Raw genomic sequence first — 14829 nt, forward strand, 5'->3', positions numbered from 1 at the left:
TTCCGCCGCTTCGTACTTGGGAGTCACCACAGTGACCAATCTGACCGACGGCGTCCTGCACACCCTGTTCCACTCGGATCAGGGAGGCCACGAACAAGTCGTGATCTGCCAGGACCGTGACAGCGGCCTCAAGGCCGTCATCGCCCTCCACTCCACCGCCCTGGGCCCCGCCCTCGGCGGCACCCGCTTCTATCCGTACGCCTCCGAGGAGGAGGCCGTCGCGGATGCGCTGAACCTGTCGCGCGGCATGTCGTACAAGAACGCCATGGCCGGCCTGGACCACGGTGGCGGCAAGGCCGTCATCATCGGCGACCCGGACACCATCAAGTCCGAGGAACTGCTCCTGGCCTACGGCCGTTTCGTGGCCTCGCTCGGCGGGCGCTACGTGACCGCCTGTGACGTCGGCACGTACGTCGCCGACATGGACGTCGTCGCCCGGGAGTGCCCCTGGACCACCGGCCGCTCCCCCGAGAACGGCGGCGCGGGAGACTCCTCCGTCCTCACCGCGTTCGGTGTCTTCCAGGGCATGCGCGCCTCCGCCCAGCACCTGTGGGGCGACCCCACGCTGCGCGGCCGCAAGGTGGGTGTCGCGGGCGTCGGCAAGGTGGGTCACCACCTGGTCGAGCACCTGCTCAGCGACGGCGCCGAGGTCGTCATCACCGATGTGCGCGAGGAGTCGGTACGCCGGATCACCGACCTGCACCCCGAGGTCGCCGTGGCCGCGGACACCGCCGCGCTGATCCGTACCGAGGGGCTCGACATCTACGCCCCGTGCGCACTCGGCGGAGCGCTGAACGACGACACCGTGCCGGTGCTCACCGCCAAGGTGGTGTGCGGCGCGGCCAACAACCAGCTCGCGCACCCGGGTGTCGAGAAGGACCTCGCCGACCGCGCGATCCTGTACGCACCCGACTACGTGGTGAACGCCGGTGGCGTGATCCAGGTCGCCGATGAGCTCCACGGTTTCGACTTCGACCGGTGCAAGGCGAAGGCTGCAAAGATCTTCGACACCACGCTGGCCATATTCGCACGTGCGAAGGAGGACGGGATTCCGCCGGCCGCCGCGGCCGACAGGATCGCCGAGCAGCGCATGGCCGAGGCCCGTCGCCGCTGACGCTTCGCCCGATTCACCCGGCGGCCATCGGCCCGTCACCGGACTGTGCAGTGCCGGTGACGGGCCGGTGGCGGCCCGGTGCCCGGCCGGTGCGGCCGGGCAGGGAGACAAGGCTCACGCCGGTCGGCGGGTCGGCCGTCCGCAAGAGGTTAAAATCGCGGTTGACCAGCGAGGACGGGCTCCTCGGTGGTCCTGTACCGAGGCACGTGATGCGGGCGGCGTACCGTATGGCCGAGGAAGCAGGTACCGTTAAAGCCACGGGCGCGGTCTCTCAGCCGAGAGTCCGTCCTGAAACATGAACGCGTGTCAAGACTCTGGGGCCGTCGAGCCCCGTCACCGAGGGGGTCGAGCCATGGGGCGCGGCCGGGCAAAGGCCAAGCAGACTAAGGTCGCCCGTCAGCTGAAGTACAGCAGCGGCGGGACTGACCTGTCGCGTCTGGCCAATGAGCTGGGCGCATCACCTTCGAGTCAGCCACCGAACGCTGAGCCGTTCGAGGACGACGACGAGGAAGATGACCCGTACGCACAGTACGCGGATCAGTACAACGACGACGAGGACGCGGACGAGGACGACCAGTCCGGTCCGTCGTCACAGCGCCGCGGCGCTTGACCTCGCGCTGACACATCAACCCGGTCCGGGCCTGCCCGGACCGGGTTCTGTGCTGTCCGGGTGCGGACGGGTGGAGCTGCCCCGCCTCACGCCGGTCCGGAGTGTGCCGGACCGGCGTTCGTGGCGTTCTACCGTGCGTAGCTGCCGGTCAGTTCGGCGCCCGTGGTGTGCGCACCGCGGTCCGTGATCTCACCCGCGACCCAGGAGTCGACACCCCGGTCGGCCAGGGTCGTGAGCGCGGCGTCCACCGAGTCCGCGGGAACGATCGCGATCATGCCGACACCCATGTTGAGCGTCTTCTCGAGCTCCAGCTGTTCGACCTGACCGGCCTTGCCGACCACGTCGAAGACGGCGCCGGGCGTCCATGTCGAACGGTCGACCGTGGCGTGCAGCGAGTCCGGGACGACCCGGGCCAGGTTGTTGGCCAGTCCGCCGCCGGTGACGTGGCTGAAGCCGTGCACCTCGGTCGTACGGGTCAGCGCCAGGCAGTCCAGGGAGTAGATCCTGGTGGGCTCCAGGAGCTCCTCGCCGAGCGTCCGGCCGAACTCCTCGATCTCCCGGTCCAGGGCCCAGCCGGCCCGGTCGAAGACCACGTGGCGCACGAGCGAGTACCCGTTGGAGTGAAGACCGGACGACGCCATGGCGATCACGGCGTCACCCTTACGGATACGGTCCGGGCCCAGCAGCCGGTCGGCCTCCACCACGCCCGTGCCCGCGCCCGCGACATCGAAGTCGTCGGGGCCGAGCAGACCCGGGTGCTCCGCGGTCTCGCCGCCGATCAGCGCGCAGCCTGCCAGGACGCAGCCTTCGGCGATGCCCTTCACGATGGCCGCGACACGCTCGGGATGCACCTTGCCGACACAGATGTAGTCGGTCATGAAGAGCGGTTCGGCACCGCAGACGACCAGGTCGTCCACGACCATGCCGACGAGGTCGTGGCCGATCGTGTCGTACACGCCCATCTGCCGGGCCAGATCGACCTTCGTGCCCACGCCGTCGGTGGCGGAGGCGAGCAGCGGGCGCTCGTAGCGCTTGAGGGCCGAGGCGTCGAAGAGGCCGGCGAATCCGCCGATGCCCCCCAGGACCTCGGGGCGCTTCGTCTTCTTCACCCACTCCTTCATCAGCTCGACGGCGCGGTCACCGGCTTCGATGTCGACGCCCGCCGCCGCGTAGGAAGCACCTGTTGTCTCAGACATTGCCTGGGATCTTTCGTGTGGGAATACGGGGCTGGTGGGGAGGGAGCCGGTCCGTCCGGATCACGGACGACGCAGCGCGTCGGCCGCCGCGGTCGCGGCGGGGCCGGCCGCCAGCTCGGTCTCCAGCAGCTGCTTGCCGAGCAGCTCCGGGTCCGGGAGCTCCATCGGGTATTCACCGTCGAAGCAGGCGCGGCACAGGTTCGGCTTGTCGATCGTCGTCGCCTCGATCATCGCGTCGAGCGAGATGTACGAGAGCGAGTCGGCACCCATCGAGGTGGCGATCTCGTCGACGGACATGCCGTTGGCGATCAGTTCGGCGCGGGTCGCGAAGTCGATGCCGAAGAAGCAGGGCCACTTCACGGGCGGGGAGGAGATCCGGATGTGGATCTCGGCGGCGCCCGCCTCGCGGAGCATCCGGACCAGAGCACGCTGGGTGTTGCCGCGGACGATCGAGTCGTCGACGACCACCAGGCGCTTGCCCTTGATGACTTCCTTGAGCGGATTCAGCTTGAGACGGATACCCAGCTGGCGAATGGTCTGGGACGGCTGGATGAAGGTCCGGCCGACGTAGGCGTTCTTGACCAGTCCGGCACCGAACGGAATTCCGCTCGCCTCCGCGTAGCCGATGGCCGCGGGAGTGCCCGATTCCGGCGTCGCTATGACCAGATCGGCCTCGACAGGGGCCTCGGCCGCCAGCCTCCGGCCCATCTCGACCCGGGAGAGGTAGACGTTGCGCCCGGCGATGTCGGTGTCGGGGCGGGCCAGGTACACGTACTCGAAGACACAGCCCTTGGGCTTCGCTTCTGCGAAGCGGGAGGTGCGCAGGCCGTTCTCGTCGATGGCGACGAGCTCGCCCGGCTCGATCTCGCGAACGAAGCTGGCACCGCAGATGTCGAGGGCGGCGGACTCGGAGGCCACCACCCAGCCGCGCTCCAGCCGGCCGAGCACCAGGGGGCGGATGCCCTGCGGGTCACGGGCGGCGTAGAGGGTGTGCTCGTCCATGAAGACGAGCGAGAAGGCGCCCTTGACCTCGGGGAGCACCTTTGCGGCGGCCTCCTCGATGGTGAGCGGCTTGTCGTCCTCATCCGTCTGGCCGGCGAGCAGCGCGGTCACCAGGTCGGTGTCGTTGGTCGCCGCCACCTGAGTGGCACGGCCGTCCTTGCGGGGAAGGTCGGCGACCATCTCGGCGAGCTGGGCCGTATTGACCAGGTTGCCGTTGTGACCCAGGGCGATCGAGCCGTGCGCGGTGGCACGGAATGTCGGCTGCGCGTTCTCCCACACCGAGGCACCGGTGGTGGAGTAGCGGGCATGACCGACCGCGATATGGCCCTGGAGGGAACCCAGAGACGTTTCGTCGAAGACCTGCGAGACCAGTCCCATGTCCTTGAAGACCAGGATCTGGGACCCGTTGCTCACTGCGATGCCCGCGGACTCCTGTCCACGGTGCTGCAGGGCATACAGTCCGAAATAGGTGAGCTTGGCGACCTCTTCGCCCGGAGCCCAGACACCGAAGACGCCGCAAGCGTCCTGGGGGCCTTTCTCTCCGGGGAGCAGGTCGTGGTTGAGTCGTCCATCACCACGAGGCACGGCACCGAGTGTAGGCGAGATCGACCACCGGTCCGAATTGGGGAAGCGCCGTGCACGGCCTGCGGGATCACCGCGGACGTGGCCGGGAGGGGCCCGGGCGGGCCGTTCCGGGTGACACCCAGTGATCACTCGGAGTGATCGCGACCGGTTCGCCGGAGAGCCTTTCCGCGGGCGCGGGGCAGTCGGCGCCCGGATGAGCGGCTGGTTACCGGTCGGTTCGGGCCGGCCGCGGAATGGGCGGCGGACGGCACTCTCGTGGCACTCGGTGAGGCGGGTCCAGGGGCCGGAGGGACGTCGGCCGCACACTCGTTTCGTGGTGAGCCTCACACTCGGGGGCGCGGCCGAGGGGTCCGCCGGGCGTTCCGGGGGCCCGGGAGCGGCTCCGGACGAGGGCCGGGGGAGGCCTTCCGAGGTCCACGTGATGTGCCCGGTCCGGGCGGCGCGGATGACGTTGTCCGCAGTACGAGACCTGTGTCCGCAGTACGAGACTGGCGTTGACAGGCTCATGGCCCGTTGGCAGGCTCCTGCCCCATGCAGCCCTCCGGTGATCTTTCGGTCCCGCTCGTAGCGCGCCGCCACGTCGATCTGGGACGTGTCGCGAGCGCCATCTGTCGCTGCGTCTGAGCCTTCGCGCTCCCTGCACCCCCGGGCCCCGGACTTCCGGGACGCCTGAGCCGATCCGGCCTTTTCTCCCGCTTCTCCCTTTCTGCCCGCCCGTGGCCGGGTGCGTTCCCGCACGCCCCCTGACGGGCCCCGTCGCGTTCATCCACCTCGTGCGCCCTGTCCCGACCGGCGCCCGGGGCCCTCCCTGGAGACCTCATGCCCTCTCGTGATTCGAATACCAGTTCCCCTCAGCGATCCGACTCACCGCTGAGCAGGCGCGCCTTCACCACCGCGGTGGGCGCGACCGCAGCCACCGCCGCCGTCGGAGTGCAGGCCGCCTCGCCGGCCGCGGCGGCTTCCGGGCCGGCTTCCGGCGACGCGGTGCGGGAGCAGCCGTTCCGTGCCGCCCGCGGCAAGCACTCCCGGCGGCCCAACATCCTGTTCATCCTCGGTGACGACCTCGGCTGGGCGGACCTCTCCTCGTACGGGGCCCCGCACATCCGGACCCCCAACCTGGACAGACTCGGCCGCCAGGGGGTGCGGTTCACGGATGCGTACGCGGGGTCCGCCACCTGCTCCCCCACCCGGTTCAGCCTCTACACCGGACGCTATCCGGGGCGGACGAAGGGCGGCCTCGCCGAGCCCATCGCGGACAGGTCCGTGGGTCTCGAGCCGACGCACCCGACGCTCGCCTCGCTGCTGCGCGGCGCGGGCTACTCCACCGCGCTGATCGGCAAGTGGCACTGCGGCTATCTGCCCGACTACAGCCCGACCAGGTCCGGCTGGGACGAGTTCTTCGGCAACTTCGGCGGGGCGCTGGAGTACTACTCCAAGCTCGGGCTCGGCGGTGAGTACGACCTGTACGAGGGCGACGCCGAGTACAAGGACCTGCGCTACTACACCCGGATCCTGACGGAGCGCGCGAGCGAGTACGTCCAGCGGGACCACGACGCGCCCTGGCTCCTCAACCTGAACTTCACCACTCCGCACTGGCCGTGGATCGCGGACGGCGACACCGAGGAGAGCGCCGAGATCGTCCGGCGCATCAAGGCGGGCGACGGAAGCGCGCTGTGGAACGCCGACGGCGGCTCGGTCCAGAAGTACACCGAGATGGTCGAGGACCTGGACCGCTCCGTCGGCGAGGTGCTGAAGGCGCTGAAGCGGTCCGGTCAGGAGGAGGACACCCTGGTCTTCTTCGCCAGTGACAACGGCGGCGAGCGCTTCTCCTACAACTGGCCGCTGTCCGGTAACAAGAGCTCGCTCCAGGAGGGCGGCATCCGCGTCCCCGCGGTGCTGCGCTGGCCCGCCCGGATCGACGGTCACCAGGTCAGCGACCTGCCGGTGTTCTCGCCCGACTGGACCGCGACGCTCCTGGAGCTCGGCGGCGCCCGGCCGGACCCCGCCTATCCGCTGGACGGCATCAGCCTCGCCGGATACCTGCTGCGTGACGAGGAACCGAAGGAGCGCGACCTGTTCTGGCGGGTGCGCGGGGAGCGGGCGCTGCGCCGCGGTGACTGGAAGTACTACCGGGGGAAGGCCGGCACCGACCAGCTGTTCAAGCTGGCCGACGACCAGCGGGAACAGGCGAACCGGGCGGCGGCCGAGCCGGAGCTGCTGGCCGAGCTGCGGGCGTCGTGGGAGCGGACGAACGCCGGTCTGCTCCCGTATCCGACGGGTTCCTGATCCCGCGGTCGCCCGGGATCAGCCCTTGGCCGCCGGGGCCGACGCGCCGAGTCCCTTGCCGTTCTGTGCGGTGAGGGACAAGGAGCGGTGCTCGATCGTGTACGTCGTCCTCCCCTTGAGGACACCGAGCAGCGTGCGCTCCAGCTCCATCTCGGGCCCCGGGCACATCTTCCGCGTCGAGGCGAGCGGGCCGAAGGTGATCGAGGAACCGGCGACCTTCGCCCTGCCGTGGAAGGAGTTGCAGCCGAGGCTGCCTTCCACGGAGCCGTCCTTGCCGAAGGTGAGGTGCGCCCTGCCCTCCGTACCCGCGGGCAGGGAGGTGGCGGTGCTCCCGGACACCAGCCCGGTGACCTTCCAGGCGGTGCCGGTCAGCGGGGCCGGGGGCTGCGCGGTGAGGGCGATGGAGTCGCCCTCGGCCGTGGTCAGGGTCAGGGCCCTGTCGGCGCTCCGGCCCGTGACAGCCGCCTTGAGCTTGCCGCTGAAGGTGCGGCCCATCGCTTTCTCGAACTGCTGGAGATCCTCCTCGCAGCCCATCTCGGTGGTGGTGCCCGGGCCGACGGTGACCGTGTCACCGTCGATGCGGACGTCCGCGGTGAAGCGGTTGCAGCCCAGATTGCCGCTCGCCCTGCCCTGGGAGTCGATCTCGACGTGGGCACCGGCCGGAGCGGCGGTCTTCTTCCCGCCGACGGTGAGGGAGGAGACGCTCCAGTGGACACCGGTGACGGGCAGGTCGGTCCGTACGGTTCCGCTGCCGTCTCCGGATCCTGCTCCGGAGCCCGACTCCGTACCGCAGGCGGCAAGGGTGAGGAGGGCCAGGACGCTGACAGCCATACGTTGTTTGTGCATGGTCATGGGACGGATCGAGTAGCCGATCCGGTTCCCCTCAGCCCATCAGCGGGAGCAGATCAGCGAGGTCTGCCCGCTCACCACTGGCGGCGACCTGCGCATCGTCGAGCGCCCGCGCCCACCGGGTACGGCCGGTGGCGAGCCGGATCCAGGTGAGCGGATCCGTCTCCACGACATTGGGCGGGGTTCCGCGGGTGTGCTTGGGGCCACCGATGCACTGGACGACCGCGAAGGGCGGGACGCGCACCTCGACGGACCCGCCGGGCGCCTTGTCGGCGAGTGCGTCGGCGAGCAGCCGCGTGCACGCGGCGAGCGCCTGACGGTCGTACGGGATGGTGAGGCCGGTCGCCCGGTGGAGGTCGTCCGTGTGCACGACGAGCTCGACGGTACGGGTGACCAGGAAGTCGCCCAGCCGCATGGTGCCCGCCCGGGTCGTCACCAGCCGGTCGCCGGCCGCGGCGGGCACGAGCTCCCCGAACCTGGTGGCGGTCACTTCGTACAGCGCGTCGAGGTCGGGCCATTCCTCGGCCAGGGCCCGGGTGGCGTCGGCGATCCCGCCGGCCCGCCCGGCGGTGGAGAGCGGCCACTCCAGCAGGGCGAGTTCGGGCTTCGGTCCGCCGGCCGGTTCGGGCAGCTCCAGGCTGTCGCTGACCCGTCCGAGGGCCATCGTCATGTGCGCGGCAAGGTCCCGTACGGTCCACTCTCCCAACCGGGCGGGCAGGGCCAGCTGTTCGGGCGCGAGACTGCGAACGGCTTCCCGCACGTGGCCGAACTGGGCCAGGACCGCGGTCAGGGTCCTGGAGTAGTCGTACGCGCGCAAGCGCTTCTTGGCCGGTGGCATAGGAGCGAGACTAACCGGCACCTCCGACAACGACGGCTGATCGCGCGTCGCTCAACTCCGGGCGAAGTCGGCCTTCTCGGGGAAGGTGACACCGGTGCAGCCGCGGCGTTCGGCCGCGTCGTCGACGTATGCCCGGAACAGTGCTTCCAGCCGGTCGGCGACTATTCGGTCGTACGGGTAGGCCACCCACATCACGTGCACGGCGGGCCGGCCCCCGCAGACGGAGGACGCCCACCAGATGCCGCTGGAGTCCGTGCCCGCGGTTCCCGGGGCAAGCACGGCCGGCCCGAGAGTCTCGTTGCTCAGGAGCCCCCGCGTCCCGTCGCCGACGTACGTCTCGGTCTTCACCCACCAGGGGGAGTACTTCAGCACGTCCTGAAGCTTCTGCGGGTGGTCCGCGGTCTTCGCGTAACCCGGGAAGATCCTTCGGGTCTCCTTCTCCCCGACCGCCAGCACGCAGGCGTCATGGTCGCCGGCCGTACTCGCAGGAGCGGCCAGCGCCCGCTCGGGGAGCTGTCCCCGGTCCTCCGCGGTCAGGAAGCGCCGGTACCAGGCGCAGGTGCCGCCCGTGCTCGCCGCGGCGCCGAGCTCCAGCTTCGGCTCGGCCAGTACGGCGGGAAGCTCCGGGAGTTCCGCCTTGCACCCCGTCCGCCCGGCAGCCCGGTCCGCCGCCTGACGCGCCAGGCCGGCGAGCGTGCGGCGGTCCTCGGACGTGACGGGCTCGTCGTACTGGGCGACGGCGGTCGCCTCTATGGAGGAGACCGCGCCCCCTTTCTCGCACAACGCCCGGGCCGTCACCTTGTATTCGTCGTAGTCGCCCAGCCGGCCGTCTCCGAGCGGGTGAGGGAGCGCGTGGCGCACCACGACGGCCGGCTCGTCGTCCGTGTACGGGGAGCGGAAGGGCCGGTCGGACTCCTCGTCGATCTCGGTCTCGTCCTCTTCGGACTCCTCGGCGTCCGGGTCCACCGCGTGCCGGACGAGGGCCAGCGAGAAGTGCCCGTACGTCGTCCCCGGATCGCCGACCCGGTAGACGAGACAGCCGCTGGACCGCTCGTCGGTGTCGGCCTCGTGTTCGTCGGAGAGCTTGACCCGGTCGACACCGCCGCCGTTGAGCCCGAGGACGGGGTCGGGGTCGATGAGGCCGTCGCACGCCGCTGTGATGCGCTCACGGCTCTCGGACCGGTCGCGCAGGTCGATGAGCTCCAGGGCGAAGGCCCAGACACTGAGCCCGATGCCGGCGACGGCGAGCACGCACAGCAGCTTGTTGAAGATGTTGCCCCAGGGCCCGCGGTCGGGCCATTCCCTTGCGTCGCCGTCCTGTTGGGCAGTTCCTCGATCGTCCACCGTCGTCCCCCCGAACATCACAACGTGTAACGATCGCCAAGCTATCAGCCGCTGCTGACAGCCTCGTCGGCGACGAACGCCTCGCCGTTGGCCGGGATGCCCAGGCCCCGCCAGGTGAAGGGAACCCCGCGGCCCACATCGAGGTCCGGGTGGTCCATCAGCTGGAAGTGCACATGCGGTTCGGTGGAGTTGCCCGAATTCCCGCACCGGGCGAGCCGCTGTCCCTCCCGTACGGTGTCCCCCGCCCTCACCTGGAGCGAGCCGCGCCGGAGATGGGCGTACACGGCGTACGTACCGTCGCCGAGGTCGAGCACGATGTGGTTGCCGACGATCCTGCCCGCGCCCGCCATGTCGCGTACGGACGCCTCGACCAGCATCAGATAGGCGAGCGCCGGGCCGGAGTTCCGGCTGAGGTGGTCGCGCTGCCCGTCGCTCGCGTGCACGACGGTGCCGTCCGCCACCGCGAGCAGCGGGGCGCCGAACGCGGGGAAGTCCTCGTTGCGGCGGACGACGGGCCACAGCCACCGGAACGGCGGGCGTACCGGGACGCCGTCACCCTCCGGTTCGGCGACGATGTCGATCGCGTACGTCTGTCCGTAGCCGTGCGTGCCGTGGCTGGGCACCTTGTCCGCCGGGCTGTTGAGCGCGGTCCAGCGGCCCGTCACCGGCGGACCGACCTCCACCGGCGGCCCCGCCTCCGCCAGGTCCGTACGGCTGCGGCGGCCCACGGTGAGACCGATGACGATCGCCATGCCCGCGGGCACGAACGTCAGCCCGTAAGGGACGAGCGGATCCGCGAGGACGCTCACGAGCACCAGGGCGACGAAGACGATCCAGCAGCAGCGGTAGAGGATCATGGCGGCTTTGCGAACGGGCATGAGGCTTCCCCTCGTCAGGTGTGGTGCCGGTCAGGGCCGGGCGGCCGTGAGGACCACCAGCAGCGGCACCACCCGGGCCGCCGGTACCTCGTAGCGCCCGCGTCCCGTCGTGTGCAGCCAGCCCGCGCCGGTCAGCAGGCGCAGGTGGTGGTAGATCTGACCGGTCGTGCCTGTCTCGTCCAGCTCGGCCAGCTCGGCAGCGGTACGCCGGCCGCCGAGGATCTCCCGGAGCAGTCGCAGCCGTACCGGATGGCCGAGCGCGGCCAGCGGTTCGGCGGCGTCCGCCCAGTCGGGGCGGTCCTCGTCCGAGCCCAGGAGCCCTGCGGTGAGTGCGCCGTACTGCCACTCGTACCGCTCACCGGCCGGCAGCCGGACGGCGCCCGTGAACAGCACCCCGCCGTCGGCGGCGTCCTCCCCGAGCCGGCCGAGCTGGTCCTTCAGCCCGGCCAGCGCCCAGAAGTCGCCGTCGCCGAGACTCGGCGTCCCGCCGCTGTCCGCCGCCTGCTCCAGCACCGCCAGTCGGCGTTCCAGCTCGGCGACCCGCTCCTCAAGCTCCACAACACGCACCTTACGTAATTACGTAATAACAATCAACCGGTTCGGGCAGGAACGCCGAAGCCCCTGTCCGGTCGGCCGGACAGGGGCTTCGGTACAGGCGGAACTCAGGCGAACAGACCCTCCAGGGTCCCTTCGTGCGCCGTGCGCAGCTCGCTCAGCGAAATGCTGAACTCGCCCTGGACCTCGATCTCCTCGCCGTCCACGACACCGATCCGGGCCACGGGCAGACCCCGCGCACCGCACATGTCGTTGAAGCGGAGCTCCTCGCTGCGCGGAATCGAGACGACCGCGCGCCCCGCCGACTCCGAGAACAGGAAGGTGAACGCGTCCAGACCGTCCGGCACGACCAGCCGGGCACCCTTCCCGCCGCGCAGGCAGGACTCGGTGACCGCCTGGATCAGACCGCCGTCGGAGAGGTCGTGCGCCGCGTCGATCATGCCGTCGCGGGAGGCCGAGATCAGGATCTCGCCGAGCAGCTTCTCGCGGCCCAGGTCCACCTTGGGCGGCATGCCGCCGAGGTGCTGGTGGATGACCTCGGACCAGGCCGATCCGCCGAACTCCTCGGCCGTGTCGCCCAGCAGGTAGAGCAGCTGGCCCTCTTCGGCGAAGGCGACCGGCGTGCGCCGGGTGACGTCGTCGATCACACCGAGCACGGCCACGACCGGCGTCGGGTGGATCGCCGTCTCACCGGTCTGGTTGTACAGCGACACGTTGCCGCCGGTGACCGGGGTGCCCAGCTCCAGACAGCCGTCCGCGAGACCACGGGTGGCCTCGGCGAACTGCCACATGACGTCCGGGTCCTCGGGGGAGCCGAAGTTCAGGCAGTCCGAGATGGCGAGCGGCTTGGCACCGGACGCGGCGACGTTGCGGTACGACTCGGCCAGCGCGAGCTGTGCGCCCGTGTAGGGGTCGAGCTTCGCGTACCGGCCGTTGCCGTCGGTCGCCATGGCCACGCCCAGGTTCGACTCCTCGTCGATCCGGACCATGCCGGCGTCCTCGGGCATCGCGAGCACGGTGTTGCCCTGCACGAAGCGGTCGTACTGGTCGGTGATCCAGGACTTGGAGGCCTGGTTCGGGGAGCCGACGAGCTTGAGGACCTGTTCCCGCAGCTCCGCGCCGTCTGCCGGACGGGCCAGCTTGCCGGCGTCGTCCGCCTGCAGCGCGTCCTGCCAGGAGGGGCGGGCGAACGGCCGGTGGTACGTCGGGCCCTCGTGGGCCACGGACCGCGGCGGTACGTCCACGATCTGCTCGCCGTGCCAGAAGATCTCCAGCTGCGAGCCCTCGGTCACCTCACCGATGACGGTGGCGATGACGTCCCACTTCTCGCAGATCTCCATGAAGCGGTCCACGTGCTGCGGCTCGACGATCGCGCACATGCGCTCCTGCGACTCGCTCATGAGGATTTCCTCGGGCGAGAGGGAGGAGTCGCGCAGCGGGACGGTGTCCAGCTCGACGCGCATACCGCCGGAGCCCGCGGAGGCCAGCTCGCTCGTGGCGCAGGAGAGCCCGGCGCCGCCGAGGTCCTGGATGCCCGCGACGAGCTTCTCCTTGAAGATCTCCAGGGTGCACTCGATGAGGAGCTTCTCCTGGAACGGGTCGCCGACCTGGACGGCGGGCCGCTTGGTGGGCTTGGTGTCGTCGAAGGTCTCCGAGGCGAGCACGGAGACACCGCCGATGCCGTCGCCGCCGGTGCGGGCGCCGTACAGGATCACCTTGTTGCCGGGGCCGGAGGCCTGGGCCAGGTGGATGTCCTCGTGCTTCATCACGCCGATGCAGCCGGCGTTGACGAGCGGGTTGCCCTGGTAGCAGGCGTCGAAGACGACCTCGCCGCCGATGTTCGGCAGACCGAGACAGTTCCCGTAGCCGCCGATGCCCGCGACGATGCCCGGCAGGACCCGCCGGGTGTCGGGGTGGTCGGCCGCACCGAAGCGCAGCGGGTCGACGACCGCGATCGGACGGGCGCCCATGGCGAGGATGTCGCGGACGATGCCGCCGACGCCGGTGGCCGCGCCCTGGTAGGGCTCGATGTACGAGGGGTGGTTGTGCGACTCGACCTTGAAGGTGACCGCGTAGCCCTGACCGACGTCGACCACACCGGCGTTCTCGCCGATGCCGACGAGCATCGCGTCGTTCTCGGGGACCTTCTCGCCGAACTGCTTGAGGTGGACCTTGCTGCTCTTGTAGGAGCAGTGTTCGGACCACATCACGGAGTACATGGCGAGCTCGGCGCCGGTGGGACGGCGGCCCAGGATCTCGCGGATCCGGGCGTACTCGTCCTCCTTGAGGCCGAGCTCCTTCCAGGGCTGCTCGGCGTCCGGGGTTTCGGCCGCGTGCTTGACCGTGTCCAGGCTCATGCGTTGACCAGCTTCTTGATGATCGAGGTGAAGAAACCGAGGCCGTCGGTGCCGCCGGTGCCGATCAGCGGCTCCACGGCGTGCTCCGGGTGCGGCATCAGACCGACGACATTGCCCGCGGCGTTGGTGATGCCGGCGATGTCGCGCAGCGAACCGTTCGGGTTCAGGTCGGCGTAGCGGAACGCGACGCGGCCCTCGGCCTCCAGCTCGTCGAGCGTGTGCTCGTCGGCGGTGTACCGGCCGTCCACGTTCTTCAGGGGTACGGAGATCTCCTGGCCGACGGTGTAGTCCGAGGTCCAGGCGGTCTCCGCGTTCTCCACCCGCAGCTTCTGGTCGCGGCAGATGAAGTGGAGGTGGTTGTTGCGCAGCATCGCGCCGGGCAGCAGGTGCGCCTCGGTCAGGATCTGGAAGCCGTTGCAGATACCGAGGACCGGCATGCCGGCCTTCGCCTGCTCGATGACGGTCTCCATCACCGGCGAGAAGCGCGAGATGGCACCCGCCCGCAGATAGTCGCCGTAACTGAATCCGCCCGCCAGGATGACCGCGTCGACCTGGTGGAGGTCCTTGTCGCGGTGCCAGAGCGAAACGGGTTCGGCGCCCGCGATCCGGACGGCCCGCAGGCTGTCCCGGTCATCGAGCGTGCCGGGGAAAGTGACGACTCCGATACGAGCAGTCACTTCGGCTCCTCGGCCTTCTCGTCCGCCTCGATCTTGACGGTGAAGTCCTCGATGACGGTGTTGGCGAGGAAGGTCTCGGCCATCTCGTTAATACGGGCGAGGGCGGCATCGTCGACCGGCCCCTCGACCTCGAGCTCGAAACGCTTTCCCTGACGTACGTCCGCGATTCCTTCGAAGCCGAGACGGGGCAGTGCGCGCTGCACAGCCTGTCCCTGCGGGTCGAGGATCTCCGGCTTGAGCATGACGTCGACTACGACGCGTGCCACTGGCACTCCCGGTGGTGTGGTGCGGCTGTGTCTCCGAGGGGTTCCCCAGATCCCCGCGGGTCCACTCAGCGTACCTGGCCAGAAATTCTACGCGGGTAGATATCAGACGGCCAGGATCACGCCGAGATATCGGCCGCGACAACATGCAGGGAAAGTCCTGGGAAAAAATCTTCACCCGGATTGCACGCGGACACGCGGATGTAATTGGCTGGGCTTCACAATGCTGCTCCCACCGCTGTACAAATGATTACGGGGGAAAGCACCATTGCCCC

Annotated in this window: 14 protein-coding genes; 4 read left to right on the forward strand and 10 right to left on the reverse strand. The window is 69.8% G+C overall.

The features are described from left to right. The first annotated feature begins 31 nt into the window (after nt 1–31). Together OG257_RS18595 and OG257_RS18600 are read left to right on the forward strand one after the other, a co-directional pair. Nucleotides 32–1114 carry a Leu/Phe/Val dehydrogenase gene (locus OG257_RS18595; protein WP_329208836.1) on the forward strand — a complete coding sequence of 361 codons (1083 nt, stop codon included), beginning with the start codon at nt 32–34 and terminating at the stop codon, nt 1112–1114. A 352-nt stretch (nt 1115–1466) separates the two neighbouring features. Beyond that, the gene (locus OG257_RS18600; protein ID WP_033296941.1) at nt 1467–1724 is read left to right on the forward strand and encodes a DUF3073 domain-containing protein; all 258 of its coding nucleotides are present in this window, start codon (nt 1467–1469) and stop codon (nt 1722–1724) included. A gap of 128 nt (nt 1725–1852) precedes the next feature. Here OG257_RS18600 and purM read toward each other — a convergent pair whose 3' ends face one another. Both purM and purF read right to left on the reverse strand, forming a co-directional pair. Beyond that, nucleotides 1853–2920, reverse strand: a complete 1068-nt coding sequence (gene purM / locus OG257_RS18605; RefSeq protein WP_329208837.1) for a phosphoribosylformylglycinamidine cyclo-ligase — start codon at nt 2918–2920, stop codon at nt 1853–1855. Nucleotides 2921–2980: 60 nt separating this feature from the next. Continuing rightward, a complete protein-coding gene (gene purF / locus OG257_RS18610; protein ID WP_329208838.1) occupies nt 2981–4507 on the reverse strand; it encodes an amidophosphoribosyltransferase in 1527 nt (508 codons plus the stop codon). 531 nt (nt 4508–5038) lie between these two features. On the opposite strand from purF, the gene OG257_RS37255 reads away from it, so the two are divergent. Together OG257_RS37255 and OG257_RS18615 are read left to right on the forward strand one after the other, a co-directional pair. Then, nucleotides 5039–5131 (forward strand): putative leader peptide, encoded by a 93-nt coding sequence (locus tag OG257_RS37255; protein WP_383801576.1) that lies wholly within the window; start codon nt 5039–5041, stop codon nt 5129–5131. A 195-nt stretch (nt 5132–5326) separates the two neighbouring features. Next, nucleotides 5327–6793: a sulfatase family protein gene (locus tag OG257_RS18615; protein ID WP_329208839.1), complete on the forward strand. Its 1467-nt coding sequence runs from the start codon at nt 5327–5329 to the stop codon at nt 6791–6793. 18 nt (nt 6794–6811) lie between these two features. Here the strand turns inward: OG257_RS18615 and OG257_RS18620 are convergent, their stop codons facing one another. The 8 genes from OG257_RS18620 to purS form a co-directional block, all read right to left on the reverse strand. Next, complete coding sequence (locus tag OG257_RS18620; RefSeq protein WP_329215174.1) at nt 6812–7639, reverse strand: META domain-containing protein; 828 nt, start codon at nt 7637–7639, stop codon at nt 6812–6814. Between the two features lie 37 nt (nt 7640–7676). Further along, on the reverse strand, nt 7677–8480 hold the full coding sequence (locus OG257_RS18625; protein ID WP_329208840.1) for a maleylpyruvate isomerase family mycothiol-dependent enzyme: 804 nt from the start codon (nt 8478–8480) through the stop codon (nt 7677–7679). A gap of 51 nt (nt 8481–8531) precedes the next feature. Continuing rightward, nucleotides 8532–9824 carry a hypothetical protein gene (locus OG257_RS18630; RefSeq protein ID WP_329208841.1) on the reverse strand — a complete coding sequence of 431 codons (1293 nt, stop codon included), beginning with the start codon at nt 9822–9824 and terminating at the stop codon, nt 8532–8534. Between the two features lie 44 nt (nt 9825–9868). Further along, complete coding sequence (locus OG257_RS18635) at nt 9869–10702, reverse strand: M23 family metallopeptidase (protein WP_329208842.1); 834 nt, start codon at nt 10700–10702, stop codon at nt 9869–9871. Nucleotides 10703–10732: 30 nt separating this feature from the next. Further along, complete coding sequence (locus OG257_RS18640) at nt 10733–11260, reverse strand: ArsR/SmtB family transcription factor (RefSeq protein WP_329208843.1); 528 nt, start codon at nt 11258–11260, stop codon at nt 10733–10735. A 104-nt stretch (nt 11261–11364) separates the two neighbouring features. Continuing rightward, a complete protein-coding gene (gene purL / locus OG257_RS18645) occupies nt 11365–13614 on the reverse strand; it encodes a phosphoribosylformylglycinamidine synthase subunit PurL (RefSeq protein WP_329208845.1) in 2250 nt (749 codons plus the stop codon). Further along, nucleotides 13611–14291: a phosphoribosylformylglycinamidine synthase subunit PurQ gene (gene purQ / locus OG257_RS18650; protein ID WP_329208847.1), complete on the reverse strand. Its 681-nt coding sequence runs from the start codon at nt 14289–14291 to the stop codon at nt 13611–13613. Before purQ ends, purL begins: the two co-directional genes overlap by 4 nt. Further along, complete coding sequence (gene purS / locus OG257_RS18655; protein WP_329208849.1) at nt 14288–14557, reverse strand: phosphoribosylformylglycinamidine synthase subunit PurS; 270 nt, start codon at nt 14555–14557, stop codon at nt 14288–14290. The genes purQ and purS overlap by 4 nt, the downstream gene beginning before the upstream one ends. Nucleotides 14558–14829 lie beyond the last annotated feature (272 nt).

This window comes from Streptomyces sp. NBC_00683, from assembly GCF_036226745.1.
In the GTDB taxonomy this organism is placed as follows: domain Bacteria; phylum Actinomycetota; class Actinomycetes; order Streptomycetales; family Streptomycetaceae; genus Streptomyces.

Coding starts and splice junctions, on each gene's coding strand:
- OG257_RS18625 (WP_329208840.1), bottom strand. CDS start 8,480: ATGCCACCGGCCAAGAAGCGCTTGCGCGCGTACGACTACTCCAGGACC.
- purL (WP_329208845.1), bottom strand. CDS start 13,614: ATGAGCCTGGACACGGTCAAGCACGCGGCCGAAACCCCGGACGCCGAG.
- OG257_RS18615 (WP_329208839.1), top strand. CDS start 5,327: ATGCCCTCTCGTGATTCGAATACCAGTTCCCCTCAGCGATCCGACTCA.
- OG257_RS18635 (WP_329208842.1), bottom strand. CDS start 10,702: ATGCCCGTTCGCAAAGCCGCCATGATCCTCTACCGCTGCTGCTGGATC.
- purM (WP_329208837.1), bottom strand. CDS start 2,920: ATGTCTGAGACAACAGGTGCTTCCTACGCGGCGGCGGGCGTCGACATC.
- OG257_RS18620 (WP_329215174.1), bottom strand. CDS start 7,639: ATGCACAAACAACGTATGGCTGTCAGCGTCCTGGCCCTCCTCACCCTT.
- OG257_RS18600 (WP_033296941.1), top strand. CDS start 1,467: ATGGGGCGCGGCCGGGCAAAGGCCAAGCAGACTAAGGTCGCCCGTCAG.
- OG257_RS37255 (WP_383801576.1), top strand. CDS start 5,039: ATGCAGCCCTCCGGTGATCTTTCGGTCCCGCTCGTAGCGCGCCGCCAC.